The sequence below is a fragment of the Cryobacterium algoricola genome, assembly GCF_004402485.1.
GTDB lineage: Bacteria > Actinomycetota > Actinomycetes > Actinomycetales > Microbacteriaceae > Cryobacterium > Cryobacterium algoricola.
On sequence record NZ_SOFG01000024.1, the window covers coordinates 135722 to 152379 of the forward strand.

At 68.3% G+C, this 16658-nt stretch carries 14 protein-coding genes and 1 tRNA gene; 9 read left to right on the plus strand and 6 right to left on the minus strand.

The window, feature by feature from the left end; all coding sequences use genetic code 11:
* Window positions 1–81: 81 nt before the first annotated feature.
* The gene (locus E3O44_RS17710) at window positions 82–1386 is read left to right on the plus strand and encodes an LLM class flavin-dependent oxidoreductase (protein ID WP_134536265.1); all 1305 of its coding nucleotides are present in this window, start codon (window positions 82–84) and stop codon (window positions 1384–1386) included.
* Window positions 1386–2783: an NtaA/DmoA family FMN-dependent monooxygenase gene (locus tag E3O44_RS17715; protein WP_134536267.1), complete on the plus strand. Its 1398-nt coding sequence runs from the start codon at window positions 1386–1388 to the stop codon at window positions 2781–2783. The genes E3O44_RS17710 and E3O44_RS17715 overlap by 1 nt, the downstream gene beginning before the upstream one ends.
* Before the next feature lie 207 nt (window positions 2784–2990).
* Here E3O44_RS17715 and E3O44_RS17720 read toward each other — a convergent pair whose 3' ends face one another.
* Complete coding sequence (locus E3O44_RS17720) at window positions 2991–3551, minus strand: cysteine hydrolase family protein (RefSeq protein ID WP_134536269.1); 561 nt, start codon at window positions 3549–3551, stop codon at window positions 2991–2993.
* 135 nt (window positions 3552–3686) lie between these two features.
* On the opposite strand from E3O44_RS17720, the gene E3O44_RS17725 reads away from it, so the two are divergent.
* A complete protein-coding gene (locus E3O44_RS17725) occupies window positions 3687–4487 on the plus strand; it encodes an alpha/beta fold hydrolase (protein ID WP_166792712.1) in 801 nt (266 codons plus the stop codon).
* Here the strand turns inward: E3O44_RS17725 and E3O44_RS17730 are convergent.
* From E3O44_RS17730 to E3O44_RS17750, 5 genes are all read right to left on the minus strand, one after another.
* Window positions 4459–5301, minus strand: coding sequence for an alpha/beta fold hydrolase (locus E3O44_RS17730; RefSeq protein WP_134536273.1), 843 nt, complete (start codon window positions 5299–5301; stop codon window positions 4459–4461). The genes E3O44_RS17725 and E3O44_RS17730 overlap by 29 nt on opposite strands.
* A gap of 121 nt (window positions 5302–5422) precedes the next feature.
* The gene (locus E3O44_RS17735; protein WP_134536275.1) at window positions 5423–6427 is read right to left on the minus strand and encodes a transporter substrate-binding domain-containing protein; all 1005 of its coding nucleotides are present in this window, start codon (window positions 6425–6427) and stop codon (window positions 5423–5425) included.
* 77 nt (window positions 6428–6504) lie between these two features.
* Complete coding sequence (locus E3O44_RS17740) at window positions 6505–7314, minus strand: amino acid ABC transporter ATP-binding protein (protein ID WP_166792713.1); 810 nt, start codon at window positions 7312–7314, stop codon at window positions 6505–6507.
* Window positions 7311–8360 (minus strand): amino acid ABC transporter permease, encoded by a 1050-nt coding sequence (locus tag E3O44_RS17745; RefSeq protein WP_134536279.1) that lies wholly within the window; start codon window positions 8358–8360, stop codon window positions 7311–7313. The genes E3O44_RS17740 and E3O44_RS17745 overlap by 4 nt, the downstream gene beginning before the upstream one ends.
* Before the next feature lie 4 nt (window positions 8361–8364).
* Window positions 8365–8991, minus strand: a complete 627-nt coding sequence (locus E3O44_RS17750) for a GNAT family N-acetyltransferase (protein ID WP_241976415.1) — start codon at window positions 8989–8991, stop codon at window positions 8365–8367.
* A gap of 187 nt (window positions 8992–9178) precedes the next feature.
* Here E3O44_RS17750 and E3O44_RS17755 point away from each other — a divergent pair, with 187 nt between their 5' ends.
* From E3O44_RS17755 to E3O44_RS17780, 6 genes are all read left to right on the plus strand, one after another.
* Window positions 9179–11284: an FAD/NAD(P)-binding protein gene (locus E3O44_RS17755; RefSeq protein WP_198416002.1), complete on the plus strand. Its 2106-nt coding sequence runs from the start codon at window positions 9179–9181 to the stop codon at window positions 11282–11284.
* A 159-nt stretch (window positions 11285–11443) separates the two neighbouring features.
* Window positions 11444–11517 (plus strand) — tRNA-Met (locus tag E3O44_RS17760).
* A gap of 133 nt (window positions 11518–11650) precedes the next feature.
* Window positions 11651–13108, plus strand: coding sequence for an NtaA/DmoA family FMN-dependent monooxygenase (locus tag E3O44_RS17765; protein ID WP_134536281.1), 1458 nt, complete (start codon window positions 11651–11653; stop codon window positions 13106–13108).
* Between the two features lie 9 nt (window positions 13109–13117).
* A complete protein-coding gene (gene msuE / locus E3O44_RS17770) occupies window positions 13118–13720 on the plus strand; it encodes an FMN reductase (protein ID WP_134536283.1) in 603 nt (200 codons plus the stop codon).
* Between the two features lie 66 nt (window positions 13721–13786).
* Window positions 13787–14854, plus strand: a complete 1068-nt coding sequence (locus E3O44_RS17775; protein ID WP_134536285.1) for an LLM class flavin-dependent oxidoreductase — start codon at window positions 13787–13789, stop codon at window positions 14852–14854.
* 164 nt (window positions 14855–15018) lie between these two features.
* Window positions 15019–16656, plus strand: a complete 1638-nt coding sequence (locus tag E3O44_RS17780; RefSeq protein WP_134536287.1) for an ABC transporter substrate-binding protein — start codon at window positions 15019–15021, stop codon at window positions 16654–16656.
* Window positions 16657–16658 lie beyond the last annotated feature (2 nt).

A 16658-nucleotide genomic window follows, 5' to 3' on the forward strand; every position in this document is an offset into this window, starting at 1 on the left:
CCGAGGGAACGACCTCGTGCATAGCGTGGGTGTCCGCGCGGACGTTCGCGCAGAAGAAACGCAGACGAAAGGATCTTCTCGATGACATCGCCGCTCTACTTGGGAATCGCCCTCGACGGTGCCGGCTGGCACCCGTCGGCCTGGCGCGAGCCGGACGCCCGCCCCGCAGACCTGTTCCATCTCGACTACTGGGTCGCTCTTGTGCGGGCCGCGGAGGCGGCCGGCATCGACCTGGTCACGATCGAGGATTCCTTCGGCCTGCAGAGCACCGGCTTCGGCGGGATCGACCCCCGCCGCGACGAGGTGCGCGGCCGGCTCGACGCGCTCCTGCTCGCCACCGCCATCGCGCCGCACACGAGCACGATCGGTCTCATCCCGACGATCACCACGACGCACACCGAACCATTCCACGTGGCGACGGGCGTGCAGACCCTCGACTTCGTGAGTGACGGCAGGGCGGGCTGGCGCGTGCAGGTCTCCGGGCGCGCCCATGAGGCGGCGCACGTCGGCCGCCGCACTCTGCCGGCCCTCGATCCCGCCCTCGTCGCCCGGGGCACCGATCCCGCGCAGACTGCCCTGCTCGAGGACCTCTTCGGCGAAGCACGCGACACCGTCGAGGTCGCCCGCCGGCTCTGGGACAGCTGGGAGGACGACGCTGTGATCCGCGATGTGGAGACGGGCCGATTCGTCGACCGCGACAAGCTGCACTACATCGACTTCGTGGGCGACCGGTTCACCGTCAAGGGGCCGTCGATCACCCCGCGACCGCCGCAGGGCCAGCCGCTCGTCTACGCGCTCGCCCACCAGAAGGTGCCGTACGAACTCGCCGTGGCCGGGGCAGACATCGTCGGGATCACCCCGCACGACGACGCGCACCTCGTGGCCATCCTCGGGCAGCTCGACACGGCGGCCCAAGACGTGTCGCGTGGGGCGGACGAACCGCTGCGGGTCTGGACCGAGATCTCAGTTCTGATCGGAGAGACGGCGGATGCCGCCCTCGCGACCCTCGACCGGCTCAATGCCACCCACGGGGAGCCCTGGACCTCCGACACGGTCATCCTCGCCGACACCGCTGAGGCCGTCGCCGCCCAGCTCCTGCACTGGCACTCGCTCGGCATCGACGGAGTCAGGCTGCGGCCGGCGCGGCTGCCGGACGATCTCACCGCGATCACCGAGCGCGTCGTTCCGCTGCTGCGTGCAGCCGGCGTCCTCGACCGTCCGATCGGGGCGGCGACCCTCCGCGCCCGACTCGGATTCGGCCGCCCGGAGAGCCGCTATGCGAGCCCTACCGCTCCCGCGGCCCGCGCCACCGCCGCGGCAGACAGTGAAGCCGACCCCGCCGCAGACTCCACCGTAGAGCTCGACCTGACCGGAAGCATCCGCTGATGACCACGACCGCCAGTACGACCATCCACCCGACCGCCCACCCGACCGCCCGGGACGCCGCAGGGCGCCCGTTCCGGCAGGTCCACCTTGCCGCGCACTTCCCGGGGGTCAACAACACCTCGGTCTGGAGCGACGGCAAAGCCGAGAGCCAGATCGCCTTCTCCTCCTTCCGGCACTTCGCTCAGAACGCCGAGCGCGGCAAGTTCGACTTCCTCTTCCTCGCCGAGGGGCTCAGGCTGCGGGAGCAGAAGGGGCTCATCCACGACCTCGACGTCGTCGGCCGGCCCAACACCCTCGCGATCCTGGCCGGGATCGCCGCCGTGACCGAGCACATCGGACTCGTCGGAACCCTCAGCTCGACCTTCAACGAACCGTACGAACTCGCCCGGCAGCTCGCGAGCCTCGACCTGCTGAGCGGTGGGCGGGCCGGGTGGAACATCGTCACCACCTCGGACGCCTTCCACGGCGAGAACTTCCGCCGCGGTGCCTTCCTCGACCCGAAGGACCGCTACGTGCGCGCCGAGGAGTTCGTCGCGGTCGCCCGCGCGCTGTGGGACGGCTGGGCGCCCGGCGCCCCCGCCGCGAACAAGAAGACGGGGGAGTTCCTCTCCGCCGACGCGCTCACGGCGGTCGACCACCACGGTGCGCAGTTCGACGTGAGCGGGTTCGGCACCCTGCCGCGCAGCCCGCAGGGCCACCCCGTGATCGTGCAGGCCGGAGACTCGGCAGACGGCCGTGACTTCGCGTCGGCGAACGCGGAAGTGATCTTCTCCCTGCATTCCGAATTCGAGGACGGGCAGCGGTTCTTCCGCGACGTGAAGGGCCGTCTGCCGGCCGTGGGCCGCCACCCCGATTCGCTCAAGATCCTGCCGGCCGCGACCTTCATCCTCGGCGACACCGCAGCCGAGGCGCGGGAACGCTCCCGCGAAGTCGCGCTCCTGCAGGTCAGCCCCCAGACCGCGATCTCGTTCCTCGAGCAGCTCTGGGGCACCGACCTGGGCGGCTACGACCCCGATGGACCGCTGCCGGAGATCGACCCCGTCCTCGCCGACAAGGGCGTCGCCCGTGGACGGGTGCGCCATGTCGTCGACCCGGTTGCGGTGGCGAAGACCTGGCGCGGGATCGCGGAAGCCGAGGGGCTCAGTATTCGCGACCTGGTCATCCGCTTCGCCGCGAAGCACACCTTCGTCGGCACGCCGGTGCAGGTCGCCGAGCAGATCAACCGGCACGTGCAGGAGGAAGCGTCGGACGGCTTCGTCATCGTGGGCCACACGAATCCGACGGGACTCGACGAGTTCGTCGACCGGGTCATCCCCGAACTGCAGGAGCGCGGCGTCTATCGCACCGAGTACGAACCCGGTGCGACCCTGCGTGACACCCTGGGCCTCACGCCGTAGCCCCAGGAGATTCGAGCAGTCCTGGTGTCGAATTCAGGAGATCCCTGCCGCCGGGTGGGATCGGCCGCACTGGTCCGCGGACCCGTGTCGTTCACCCGGGCCGATCTCCTGAATTCGGCACCACAGAACCGACACCGCGCACACCAGGTCCTCACCGGAACGTCAACACGCGATCCAACACGGCGCCGCGACCGGGCGCTTCCGCCGCTAGCGAGCCGGGAGCAGCTCGAGGTCGAGGTCGGCCGCCGCGAGCACGTCGGCACCGGCATCGCGGAGGGCGGCCATGAAGGCGGCGTGCACGGATGCCCCGGGAACCTCGGTGCCCTCGAACTCGAAGGAGGGGGCTGCGCAGGCGTTGTGCACGACGGTGACGGCGAAGTCGAGATCGAGGGCGGCCCTGGTGGTCGCATCGATGCACATGCTGCTCATCATGCCCATGATGACGAGATGGTCGATATCCTCGTCGCGCAGCAGCTCCTCGAGGCCGGTGTCCACAAAAGCGTTGGCGGAGCCCTTGGTGAACTGGCGCTCCGAGGCAACCGGCGCTACCAGGGGATGGATTTCGACTCCCACGGTGCCGGGGACGAAGAACGTCGCATCCGCTTCGGTGGCGACGTGCTGGAAGTGCACGACGGGCGTGCCGATCTCACGCGCCGAGTCGAGTACGCTCCGGGCGACGACAGCGGCGGGTTCGCTGCCGGTGAGGGGGTACGCACCCCCGGGGAAGTAGTCCTTCTGGATATCAATGACGACAATTCCAGTGTTCACAGCTGCTCCGCTTCGTTTCCTGTGCCGAATTCCTCACACGACTCTAATTGTTACGGGCCGGATTTGTTCCGTTGCGACGCTGCCGTATTCTCGGCTCCATCCTTCCCGTCTCCTTTCCGATCCTGTCAGGACACCGTGACGCCCATATTTCCCGGAATCTCCGTCGAACTGCCCGTGCTGACCTGGGGCGACCCTGCTGCCGCGAAGAGCGCACTGCTGCTGCACGGGCTCACTTCCGCAGGCGCGGTCTGGTGGCGGGTGGCGAGCGGACTCGCCGCGGAAGGCTGGTTCGTGGTCGCCCCCGACCAGCGTGGTCACGGTCGGGCCCCCCGTACCATCTCGTATCCGCTCGAGGGATTCGTCGCCGACGCGTTGCGGCTCCGCCCGGCGCCAGGGGAGTCCTGGGACCTGGTCATCGGGCATTCGCTCGGTGGCGCCGTCGCGCTCCTCGCAGCTGCGGGCACTGACGAGTGGACCCGAAGCGTGCTCGTACTCGACCCACCGCTCACCCTCGGACCGGATTCGGTCGCGCCGCTCCTCGCCGAGACGATCGCGGAGATCACCGACCCGAGCGCGTCAAAGATCCTGGACCAGAACCCGAGCTGGCACGCAGAGGACGCGCACCAGAAGGCAGAGGCAGCCCGGCTGATCAGTCCGTTCACTGTGGAGCGCGTGCTGGGCGATACCAGCCCGTGGGATCTCGAACCGCACCTCGACGATGTCAGGGTGCCGGTCCGGCTGCTCGGTGCGGACCCCGCCTCCGGCAGTGCGTCGGTGCTTCCCGACCAGGGCGAGCGTCTTGCCGCCCGGCACGCGAACCTCAGCTACGCCTTCGTCCCAGGCGCAGGGCATTCCATCCACCGGGACTCGGCCGATCGGGTGATAGCCGAGGCCCTGCAGGCCGCGATCACGGGCGCGCGGATAACCAGTCCATGACCGCGGGACACGCCTCGAGCACGGAAATGTGACCGTCGTCCGGGCGCAGCCAGAGCTCCGCCCGGGGAAGGCGCCGGCTCAGCCAGTCGCCGTGGGACGGCGGGACCACTCGGTCTCTGCCGCCCTGGACGACGAGGCCCGGAACGTCGATCTCGGCGACGGGGAAGCCCCACGGGGCCACGAACGCGAGATCGTCGTCGATCAGGCCGTCCGGTCCGGCCGCCGAAGCCAGGCCGACGTCGGCGCCCAGGGCCGCCCACGGGCCGGCGAGGGCGTTGTAGTCCGCCTCGATGAAGCTGTCGGGATCGAATTCGACTGTCTCCTCGTAGGCCGTGCGTTCCGCCCGACCGAGCTGCGCCGCGCGGAGGGACGCTCCGTCCGTGGCCATGCCGGCGAACCAGTCGAAGCCGTCGGCGTCGAGCGGGGCCAGACTCGCGAGGCAGCCGACCGCCGAGACCCGTTCCGGCAGCAGGGCGGCGCAGGCGAGCGCGTGCGGGCCGCCGCCGGACGCACCCATCACGGCGAATCGGCCGATGCCGAGAGCGTCGGAGAGCTGTTCGACGTCGGCGGCCGCTGCGGCCACGTCACGACCCGGCAGGCCAGACGAGCCGCCGTAGCCGGGCCGCCCATACGAGAGGAGACGGATGCCGCGAGCGGCCGCCGCGGATAGCAACGGCTTGAGCAGGGCTCCCGTCTGGGGCGAACCGTGTTGCCAGAGCACGGTGAAGGCCGAGTCCAGTTCGTGGTCGGCGGCACTGTCGTGGACGCGCAGAGTGCGACCGTCGCGAAGGTGCAGGTCCTGAATGAACACCATGAAGACATCCTAGGCAGCGGGCCGGACAGGGAGCCAGGGCGGGAAACCGGACGAGCCGGGCCGGGAGACCTCTCTCTCCTGGCCCGGCTCATCCGGTCAGTGAATGGTGGCTACGCTCTCGCTACTCGCGCGGGAGTCCTGCCGGGTTCACGAGCGACTCGGTGACGCCCTCCGAGGTGAGGCCCCAGCGAGCGAGAACGTCGCCGTACTGGCCGCCCGCGATCGCCTTGTTGAGCACGATGCTGACGCCCTCGATGAGACCGTTGCCCTTCTTGGTGCCCGCCGCGATGTTCGCGTGCGCCGGGTAGCCGCCGTTGAAGGTTCCGACGAGCTTGCTCTCGCCGTTCTGGGCCGCGGCATACGCAGCGGTCGCGTTCGGTCCGAAGTTCGCATCGGCGCGCCCGGATTGCAGGGCCAGGTTCGCTGCAGCCGTGTCGTCGAAGTACTGGTACTCGACGGCGGCGAGGCCCTTGGCGATGTTCTCCTTGTCCCAGGCCTGGAGGATCTTCTCCTGGTTGGTCCCGGAGCCGACGATGACCTTGAGGCCGGCGACGTCCTTGGCCTCCTTGATCGACGAGATCTTCGAGTCGCTCTTCACGTAGAACCCAAGAAGGTCCTCGCGGTAGCTCGCGAAGTCGTAGAGGTCCTTGCGGGCCTCGGTCACCGTGACGTTCGACGTGATCAGGTCGTACTTGCCGGACTGGATGCCGAGGGGCCAGTCCGCCCACGCGGCCGGCTGCAGGTTGAGCTCGAGGCCGAGGCCGTCGGCGATGAGCTGGGCGATGTCGGTCTCGTTGCCGATCAGGGTCGTGTCATCGGTCGCGAACAGGCCCAGGGGAGCGACGTAGGGGCTGACTACGACGGTGAGCTTGCCTGCCTCGATCGGGGTGAAGCCGCTCTTCTTGATGGCGGCGATGGCTTCGGGCACCTTGTCGAGACGGATCCGGTCCTGCTTCGGGCCGAGGTTGAACGTCACCGCCGCTGCGGATGCAGTGGGAGCTGCGCCTGCGGCCTGGGCCGAGCTGTTGCCTGTGCCGGCCAGGACGGCCGCGGTGATGCCGCCTGCGACGAGTGCAACGGCGGCGATGCCTCCGATGATGACCGCGGTTTTCTTCTTAATTGCCATTGTGTGCCTCTATTTCTGTGAGTGTCTGCTTGTGAATGCTGCTGTGCAGGGTGGGGTGGTGAATGGCCCGGAACGCGCTAGAGCACGCGACCCAGGAATTCTCGGGTGCGCGGATGCTTCGGCGAACCGAAGACCCGCTCGGGGGGACCGACCTCGAGGATGTGCCCGGCATCGATGAACACGATCCGGTCGGCGACCTCACGGGCGAATCCGATCTCGTGGGTCACGATGATGAGAGTTGTGCCGAGTTTGGCCAGGTCCCGGATCACGTCGAGGACCTCGCCGACGAGCTCGGGATCGAGCGCCGACGTCGGTTCGTCGAAGAGCAGCACCTTGGGCTGCAGGGCCAGGGCGCGCGCGATCGCGACGCGCTGCTGCTGGCCACCGGAGAGCTGGCGGGGATAGGCGTCCGGCTTGTCGGCGAGGCCCACCTTGGCGAGGAGTCCGAGGGCGAGTTCGCGGGCATCCGCTTTGCCCAGCCGCCCGAGAGCGACGGGAGCGACGGCGATATTCTCCGCGGCCGTGAGGTGCGGGAACAGGTTGAAATTCTGGAAGACGACGCCGACATTCGTGCGTCGCTTCAGGATTTCGCGTTCCTTGAGTTCGAAGAGCCGGTCACCGCGCTGTTCGTAGCCGATCAGCTCGCCGTCCACGGTGACCCAGCCTCGGTCGACGCTCTCGAGGTGGTTGATCGTGCGGAGCAGGGTTGACTTGCCGGACCCGGACGGGCCGAGGATCGCGACGACCTCCCCTGGCTGCACGGTCAGGTTCACGTCGTGCAGCACGTCGTGGCCGGCGTAGCTCTTGGAGACGCCTCGGATGTCGACGAGGCCGCGGGTTGTCGGTGTGGTCACCGTGTCGGACGCGTGGGTTGCTGCGATGCTCATGATCCGTTTCCGCCGATCCGGGTTGTCGCTGCTTTGGACGGTTCCGGTGCTGCGGGTTTCTCGTCGAGCCGCGCCCATTGGGTCTTCACCCAGGCGCGTGCCGCCTGGATGGGCGTCGGCGGAACCACTCGGAGGGCGCCTCTGGCGAAGTGGCGTTCCACATAGAACTGGGCGATGCTCAGCACGGTGGTGAAGATGATGTACCAGACCACGGAGACCAGGAGCAGGGGGATCACCTGCTGGTTGCGGTTGTAGATCACCTGGGTGACGTAGAAGAGTTCGCCGAGGGCGATGACCGACACGATCGAGGTGCCCTTGATCAGGCCGATGATCTCGTTGAACGCGTTCGGGAGAATCGCCCGGGCGGCCTGAGGCAGGATGATCCGCAGCACCCGAACGTGCCGGGGGAGTCCGAGTGCGGCAGCGGCCTCGAGTTGGCCCTGGTCGACCGAGAGGATGCCGCCGCGAATGATCTCGGCGGAGTACGCCGCTTGATTGAGCGAAAGTCCGAGCACCGCGGCAGCGAACTGGCTGACCAGCGTGACGGTGTCGAAGCTCCAGAAATAGTTGTCGGTGAACGGGACGCCGAGTCCGAGGCGCGGGTAGAGGTAACCGAGGTTGTACCAGACCAGCAGCTGCACGAGCAGGGGGACCGAGCGGAAGAACCAGATGAACGACCAGGACACGCTGTTCAGGATCGGCGATTTCGACAGCCGGGCGAGGGCCAGGAGCGTGCCGAGAAGGAACCCGATCGTTCCGGCCACGACCGTGAGGCCCAGTGTCAGCTGGATGCCCTTCAGGATCGCCGGGGCGAAGAAATAGGTCGCGAAGACCGGCCAGCCGTACTTGTCGTTTGTCGCAAGGCTCCAGAGGAACTGCAGCACGACGAAGAGCACGAGGGCGCCGAAGATCCAGCGCACGTAGTGGCGGGTGTGCACGACGGTGAAGGCGGCGAAGTCGGGTGAGTCGCGGTTCACGACCTGAGGGGTGGCTGACGAGTCCTCGGTCGGCGCCGCCGACCCGTATTCCTGCACGATATCCGTCATGGTCTCAGTCGCTCTCGGGGATCAGCGCGGCAAAGCGCGGGTTGTCGGAGTGCTCACGGCGGATGGCCGCGTAGTGCGCGGCGGTGATGCCGGCAACGTCGAGTTCCTGGGCGTCGAGGCTTTTTGCGAAGGCATGGATCACGACCTCGTCAGGGGTGAGCGCGGTGTCGAAGAGCGGCGTGTAGCCCGTGACGAGGTAGAGGTTCTTCGCTTCGGGTTGGCGCGGGCCCGTCGTCAGGAACACCCGGTCGTACCCGCGCCTGGCGGACTCTGCTTCGAGTTCGGCGACGACGAGACGGGCAAGACCCTGGCGGCGATGGGTCGCGGCGGTCCAGATGCGCTTGAGCTCTGCGGTGCGTTCGTCGAACCGTTTGAAGGCGCCCCCCGCGATCGGGATGCCGTCCCGCACCAGAACGACGAAAGCACCGTCCGGTGCCGCGAAGGCATCGACCGGGTACCGGGAGATCTCGGTGGAGGCGCTTTCGCCGAAGTACGAGCCGTAGCGTGAGTGGTACTCGGCGGCGAGGTCCGTGAGCAGCGGCTGGGCGAGGGGGTCGTCGGCGGCGACGTAGACGAAGGTGTCCTGCGCTGTGGTGGTGACGGTGGTTGTGCCTGCGAATTCGATGGCCACGGGGTACCTGCCTTTCTCGTGGGTAGCGGTGGGAGCGGTGGGGAGCGAGGAACCGGTCGACCCCGCTGGAGTTGAAACCTAAGGGGGTCTCAGAACCGGTGCCAACGCATCCGCTTCACATTTCGTCACCTCGTCATGGCGCGACACATTGGGCGGGAATTCTCGCCACCGAGACGACTCTTGTGTCATGAGAGACACCACAGGCATCCACAACACCCCGGCCATCGCGATCATCGGCGGCGGTCCCCGGGGATCCGGCGTGCTCGAACGCCTCGCGGCAAACCTCGACGAGACCTGGGGACGGGACAGGCCCCTGGTCGTCCATGTGATCGATCCGTTCCCGCCGGGAGCCGGCCGGATCTGGCGGCACGACCAGTGCCCGCTGCTCAAACTGAATTCCCTCGCCGAGGACGTCACGATGTTCACCGACGAGACGTCGGTCATCGAGGGGCCGGTTCTCCCCGGGCCGTCCCTGATCGAGTGGGCAGCGGGGGTCAGGGCCGGAACGATCGCGATTCCCGCGGTCGACGGTGCCGAAGATGACGGTGCCAGCGGGATCGATGCGGTCCTCGCCGCTGAGATCGCCGGCCTCACCGGTGCGAGCTTTCCCACCCGTCGCCTGCAGAGCCTCTATCTCGCCTGGTTCCACGCGGAGGCCGTGGCCGCACTCGGGCCGAACGTGACGGTCGAGGCCCACCGGGCCGCCGCCATCCGGGTCGACGACTCCGAAGACCCTGCCGGTCAGGTCGTCGTGCTCTCGACGGGGGTCACGCTCAACGTCGACCTCGTGCTCTACTCCCTCGGCCACAACGGCGCAGACCCGAGCCCCGAGCACTCGGCGCTCGCCGAATTCGCCCGCCGTCACGACCGCTACTACCTGCCGCCCGCCTTCACAGCGGATGCCGATACGAGCGCCCTCGAGCCCGGCGAACGGGTCATCGTGCGCGGCTTCGGCCTTGCGGCAGTCGACCTCACCGTGCTCCTCACGGAGGGCAGGGGCGGCCGGTTCACCCGGTTGCCCGACGGGCGGCTGCACTACGCGCCGTCCGGGCTCGAACCCCGGGTGCTGATCGGGTCGCGCCGGGGAGTGCCGTATCACTCCAAGATCAGCTCGACCCTCGTCGGGGAGCCACCGGTTCCGCGGTTCTTCACGCCCGACATCGCCGCCGCCCTCGACAGGGACAGCGCTAGTCTCGACTTCACGAGGGATGTCTGGCCGTTGATCGCCCAGGAAATGGTCTGGGGGTACTACCGGGAGCTGTTCACCGGGCACCCCGACCGGGTGTCCACGTCGTGGGCGGACTTCTCCGACCGTTTCGCCGCGCTCGACCCGCGGGCGCTGCCCGTCGCGGCCGCCCGGCCGGAACGGTCGGGGGAACGTGCGGCGAGTCATCCGCTCACCGACTGGGGTGCCGACACGCTCCTCATCGAGCGGGATGCGGCACGATTCCGTGCCCTCGTCGAGACGACCGTCACCGACCCGATCGACCGGCTGTTCCTGCCCGACTTCGACCGTCCGCTCGACGGGCTCCGGTTCGAGTCTGCCGCCGAGCTCCAGGATGCCCTGCGCGACTACATCCGCCGCGACCTGACGCTCCGCACCGCGCCGGAGCACAGCGCGACCTTCGCCCTGTTCATCGCCCTGCTCCGGAGCCTCTTCGCGCTCTCGGACATCATCGATTCGCCGAAGTGGAGCGCGCAGTCGCGGGTGCGCGACATCCACGGCTGGTGGCTCGGCTACTTCAGCTTCATCGCGAGCGGCCCGCCGGGTCACCGGCTCGAAGAGCTCCTCGCGCTCTCCGAGGCCGGCATCGTCGAATTCCTCGGCGGTGACCTCTGGGTTGAGCCCGACGAGACGACCGGCGTCTTCCGGGCCGGGAGCGCGAATCTGGACCGGGTGGTCACGGCGACCGCGCTCGTCGACGCCCGGCTTCCGGACACTGTGGTCTCCGCGAGCGACAACCCGCTGCTCAGGTCGCTCCTCGACTCCGGTGCCGGTTTCGAAGAACAGGCGACGGATGCCGACTTCACCGGAAGCACGGGACACCTCGCGGTGCGCCAGGCCGACACTCGCGTGCTGACCCCCGGCGGCGACCATCACCCGCGGCGCTTCGCCATCGGGCCGTACACGAACTCGCCGTTCGTCGGCGCGTTCTCCCGCCCGCGCACGAACGCGATCTCCTTCCGGGAGAACGACAAGGTCGCCAGGGCGCTCCTGGTCCGCCTCGACAGCCTCGTGGGCGAGCCGGGGCGCACACGGCTGCCGGCGGACCTGGCCGGGAGCACCCGGTGATCCGGGATGCGATCCGGGCCCTGTGGGCATTCCTGGCGAGCTGCCCGGTGCCGGGCGACGAAACTCTGCTTGCGACCGCGCCGTCCGCAGTGCTGCACCTCGTCGACGACAGCGCTGGTCGCCCCGGCAGAAGGGACACACTCACCACCTGAATTGCACCGCGGCGTGCCCGAGTGGACGAAGGGACCGGTTTCATATTCCGGTAGTCGCAGGTTCGAATCCTGCCGTCGCGTCACGACCCGCCGAAGCTATGCGCTGGAGCGGGATAACGCCAGCGATCAAGCATTCTTTACGAGATGTTTCCGTGCGCGACGGGATATGTCGGTCGGGGCCCCGGCCCGAATCGACCCGGCCTAGCGTCGACCCATGACGAATCACACCTCCCCGGCGCCCGACGCCGACTGGTCGGAGCGCGACGGCCACCTCGTGCTCGGTGCGATGGTGCGCACCCTGGGTTCCTTCCCGTCCGGGTGGCGCTACCCCGGCGCGCACAACGACCCATCGACCGATCCCCGTGCGCTCAAGCGCCTCGCGCTCGCCGCGGAGAAGGCCGGCTTCGATTACCTGTTCCTCGGTGACTGGCTCGCGACGGATCCCGAGCTCGAGTTCTCCGATCCGCACCTGCTCTCGCGCATCGACTCGCTGAGCACCGCGGCCTACCTGGCCGCGATCACGCGCCGGATCGGTCTGGTCGGAACCGTGGAGACCGCCCACTCTGAGCCGTACGCGACGGCCAGGGCCGCTGCATCGGTCGACCGGCTCAGCGGAGGGCGCTTCGGGCTGAACCTCACCGTCGGGGCCGATGCGAAGGTCGAGGCGAATTTCGGGCCGCCCGGGGCTCGCGCCCAGCTCGACCGCTTCGAGGTGGCCGACGAGTACGTCACCGTGCTCCGCGGTCTCTGGGACACCTGGGGCGAAGACGCGTTCACGAGGAACGCGGCGACCGCGGCCATCATCGACCGGTCCAGGGTCACGCCTCTCGACCACGTCGGGCCGGCCTTCGAGGTAGCCGGTCCGCTCAACGTGCAACGACCCGTTCAGGGTCATGTCCCGCTTGTCCACGCCGGCACCTCGCGTCGCGCCCAGCAGTTCGCGGCCGAGCAGGCCGACATCTACGTGGTCGCGCCGACGAGTCTGGGCGACGCCGCCGAGTTCTACCACGACACCAAGGCGAGGGTTGAGGCGGCCGGCCGTCCGGCATCCGCCCTGACCATCGTCTCCCTCGTGCTCCCGATCGTCGGCGAGACGCGAGCGGATGCCTGGGCCGTCTACGACCGACTCGTCGAGCTGTTCCCCGTCGACGACGGCACCCCGGAAGCGGCGAAACTCGACCTACCCGGCAACCGGAACATCCGGCACCTGCGCCAGGTCATCGGGCTTCCCCTCGTCGAGCGACGCTTCGACGAAGCCGTCACCCCCGGCACAGCGAGCCGGTTCACCGCGGCGGGCGCCCGCCTCGTCGATCTGGTCAACCGCCGCTCTGGACGCACGATCGGCGGCAAGCGGCCGGTCACCTACCGGCACCTCCTCGTCGCCCACCTGATCAGATCCCCGATCGTCGTCGGGTCGCCCACCGACATCGCCGATCACCTCGAAACCTGGTTCCGGGCGAGCGCCGTGGACGGCTTCAACGTTCTGAACGCGTTCCTTCACGAACAGTTCGAGACCTTCGCCCGTCTCGTCGTGCCAGAACTCCACAGCCGCGGGCTCGTCAGGGACGACTACGGGGCCACCACGCTCCGTGGCCACCTCGGCTCTCCCCGCCCGCCCGCCCCATTGCCCGCCCTCGCTGCCGCGATCGCCCCCACCACCCGCACCGACTGAAGGACAACCATGACCGAATCACACCTGACCGAGACACCGGCCGAGACCCCGACCAGGCCCCTCCGCGTCGTCGCCGTGTCCGGCAGCCTGCACGCGCCGTCGAAGACGACGGTCCTCCTCAAGGAAATCCTCGCCTCCGTCAGCCGTGAACTCCCTATCGACGCGCATCTCATCGGCGTGCACGAGATCGGCGAGCAGTTCGCCGGTGCGTTGCGACGTGACCAGCTCCCCGCAACGATCGAGGCCGAACTCGACCGGATCGAGAGCGCCGACCTGCTCATCGTGGCGAGTCCGGTCTACCGGGCGTCGTTCACCGGACTGTTCAAGCACCTCTTCGACTTCGTCGACCAGTACGCCCTCGTCGACAAGCCGGTGCTGCTCGCGGCCACCGGGGGCAGCGACCGCCACGCCCTGATCATCGAACACCAGCTCCGTCCGCTGTTCGGATTCTTCCAGGCGCTCACCCTCCCGATCGGCGTCTACGCGAAGGACTCTGACTTCACCGACTACCGGGTCTCGAGCCTCGACCTACAGGAGCGCATCGATCTCGCGGTCACACGCGCCCTGCCGTTGATTCGCAGTCGGCGGGAGAGCCTCGAAGCGGCTCTGTGACGTCGCTTTACCTTTCATGACCTGCTCAATTCCCGCACCGTGTTGCCGGACGCTAGATTTCCGGACATGACCTCCCCAGCCTCAGTCCCAGCATCAGCGCCCACGCCCTCCCCGTTCCGTCTCGGCTTCCTCGCCTTCGTCGAACACGGCGGTGTCTCCGGCGCCACGTCCCAGGGCCTTCAGGACGGCATCGACCTGTTCCGGCACGCCGACGAGCTCGGCTTCGACACCGGGTGGGTGCGGCACCGGCACCTCGAGAAGTACCTCTCCTCACCCCTGACCTTCCTCTCGGTCGTCGCCCAGCACACCGAGGGAATCCGGCTCGGCACCTCCGTGACCCCGTTGCGGTTCGAGAACCCGGTGCGACTCGCCGAGGAGGCGGCCACGGCCGACCTTCTCACCGGTGGCCGCCTCGAGGTCGGCCTGAGCTCCGGCTACGCCCAGTCGGAGGGCATTTTCGGCCCTGTCTACGGTGCCATCACCGGCTCGCTCAGAGAAGAAGCGGATGCCCGACTCGCCTCCTTCCGATCGGCCCTCCGCGGTGACACCCTCGCCGTCGCCGACGCGAGCTTCCCCGCCTTCCCCGCCGGCACACCGCTCACCGCCCAGCCGCTGAGCCCGACCCTCTCCGACCGCCTCTACTACGGAGCAGGCGCGACACCGAGCGCCGTTCGCACCGGCCGCCAGGGCCTCCGCCTGCAGCTCTCGACGCTCAACACGGAACCGAGCGACCTTTCCTTCGAGGAGGCCCAGCTGGAGTCGATCACCGCGTACCGTGCCGCTCATGCCTCGGTCACCGATCGGCCGTCCTACGCACTCGTCGGGCGTCAGGTTCTCCCCATTCTCGGCAGGGACGATGCCGAGGAATTCGCCTGGCTGATCGAGCGTGACGAGGAGAGGCAGCGCGACTATGGCACCTCTCGTGCCGCTCTGCCGTTCCAGTTCGGCAGGGTGCCTTCCGGTGACCCCGACGCCATCATCGAGGCCCTCCTCGCCGACGTCGCCTTCCGGGGTTCCGACGAGCTCGTGATCGCCCTTCCGTTCGACCACCCGCCGGCGGGGCTGCACCGCATCCTCACGGCCGTTGCGGAGCGCATCGCCCCTGCGCTCGGCTGGACGCCCCGCGGCCACTAGGTTCTCGAGGTTGTTACGCCGTGCGACAACCGGAATTGTTTACTGAAACGACGCATCTACTACGTTTCAGTAAACAAGCCCGAAACGTTGCAGCGCTACGTTTCGTAAGAACCAGTCGCGTCGAGGTCCATGGTCGTGACGAAAAGAAAGGGTCACGTCCGGACATGAGTATCCTCAACAGCCCACAGAAGCCTCGGCGCACCGCCCGCTCCGTCGCCCTGGCCGCCACCGTCCTCGCCTCTACCCTCGTGCTCGCGGCCTGCTCGAGCGTCGCACCCGCGAGCGTGACCAAGACGGCGGGCCCCGACACCGGGAAGGAGATCGACGCGATCACCGTGGCGCTGCCCGGCTCGCTCAGCAACCTGTACCCGGGTCAGGAGGCCGGCATCCTCAACTACTACCTGGCGTCCGCCGTCCAGGAGGGCCTCGTCTCGGTCGACGCCTCCGGCAAGGTCCAGCCGGCCCTGGCCGAGAGCTGGGTCCAGCCGGATCCCGCGAGCTACGTCTTCACTCTGCGAGCGGATGCCCGGTTCCAGGACGGGACGCCCGTCACCGTGGATGATGTGATCTACAGCATCCGGCAGGCCCAGGACGCGACCGTCAGCCCATCGATCTCCTACGCCTTCGCCGGCGTGACGGGCCTCGAGAAGACCGCAACGAACCAGCTGACCATCACCCTGGCCGCTCCCGACGCAGCCTTCCTGCGGAACCTCTCGACGGCGGGCGCCCTGTTCGTGTCGTCGAAGGCATTCCTCGAGGCGCACGCCGGAACCGTCGGGACCAAGGGCGGCCTGATCCTCGGTACCGGCCCGTACAAAGTCGCCAGCTTCTCGCCGGACACCGGGGTCGAGCTCGAACGGGTCGACACCTGGTGGGGCGGGACACCGAAGATCAAGACGATCCACGTCAGCTTCATCCCGGACGAGGACACCCGGCTGCTCGCCGCGAAATCCGGAACGACCGACCTCTCCTTCAACGTGCCGCTCGCCCAGTCGGGGCAGTGGGAGGGTCTCGACACCCAGCGAGTGCAGTATGTCAACGACCTGTCCTACGTCGGCCTCAACTTCGACACGACCCTCGCCCCCTTCGACGACGTGCACGTGCGCCGCGCGATCTCCGAGAGCATCGACAGGGACACGATCGTGAGCACCCTGCTCAAGGGGCACGGCCGGGTGGCCACGGCCATCCCGACGCCGGAGTCGCTCGGTGAGTCGTACAACGTCGCGGACGCGACCGCCCTCCTCGCCGCACTCCCGCAGAACACTTTCGACCTCGACGCCGCCAAGGCCGAGCTCGCCAAGTCCGCCCACCCGGATGGCTTCACCGCCGAGATCCTCTACCCGAACACCGGTCCCCAACTCGGAAACGCCGCGCAGTCCCTCGCTGAGAACCTGAAGAAGATCGGCATCACCCTGACCGTCACCGAGGTGCCGATCGAACAGTGGCTCGCCTCGATCGGCGACGGCGTGCACGGGCTCGGGTTCACCTGGTACTTCTCCACGACCGGCGACCCCGGCGAAGTCACCAACTACCTCCTCGGTGCGGGAAACTCCTCGCACTACTCGAACCCGGCGATCGTCGACCTGCTCGCCCAGGCCCAGGCCGCAACGGATGCCTCGAAGCGAATCGACCTGCTCCTCCAGGCCAACACTCTGCAGAGCGCCGACGTCGTGGACGCCCCGCTTTGGTGGGGACAGTCCGCCACCTCGTTCGCGACCGACCTCGGCATCACCGACTACAGCTCGTTCGCCTTCACTTCGCCGTGGCCGTCGTTGCTGTACAGCGCGGGAGAGGTCAAGTAGTC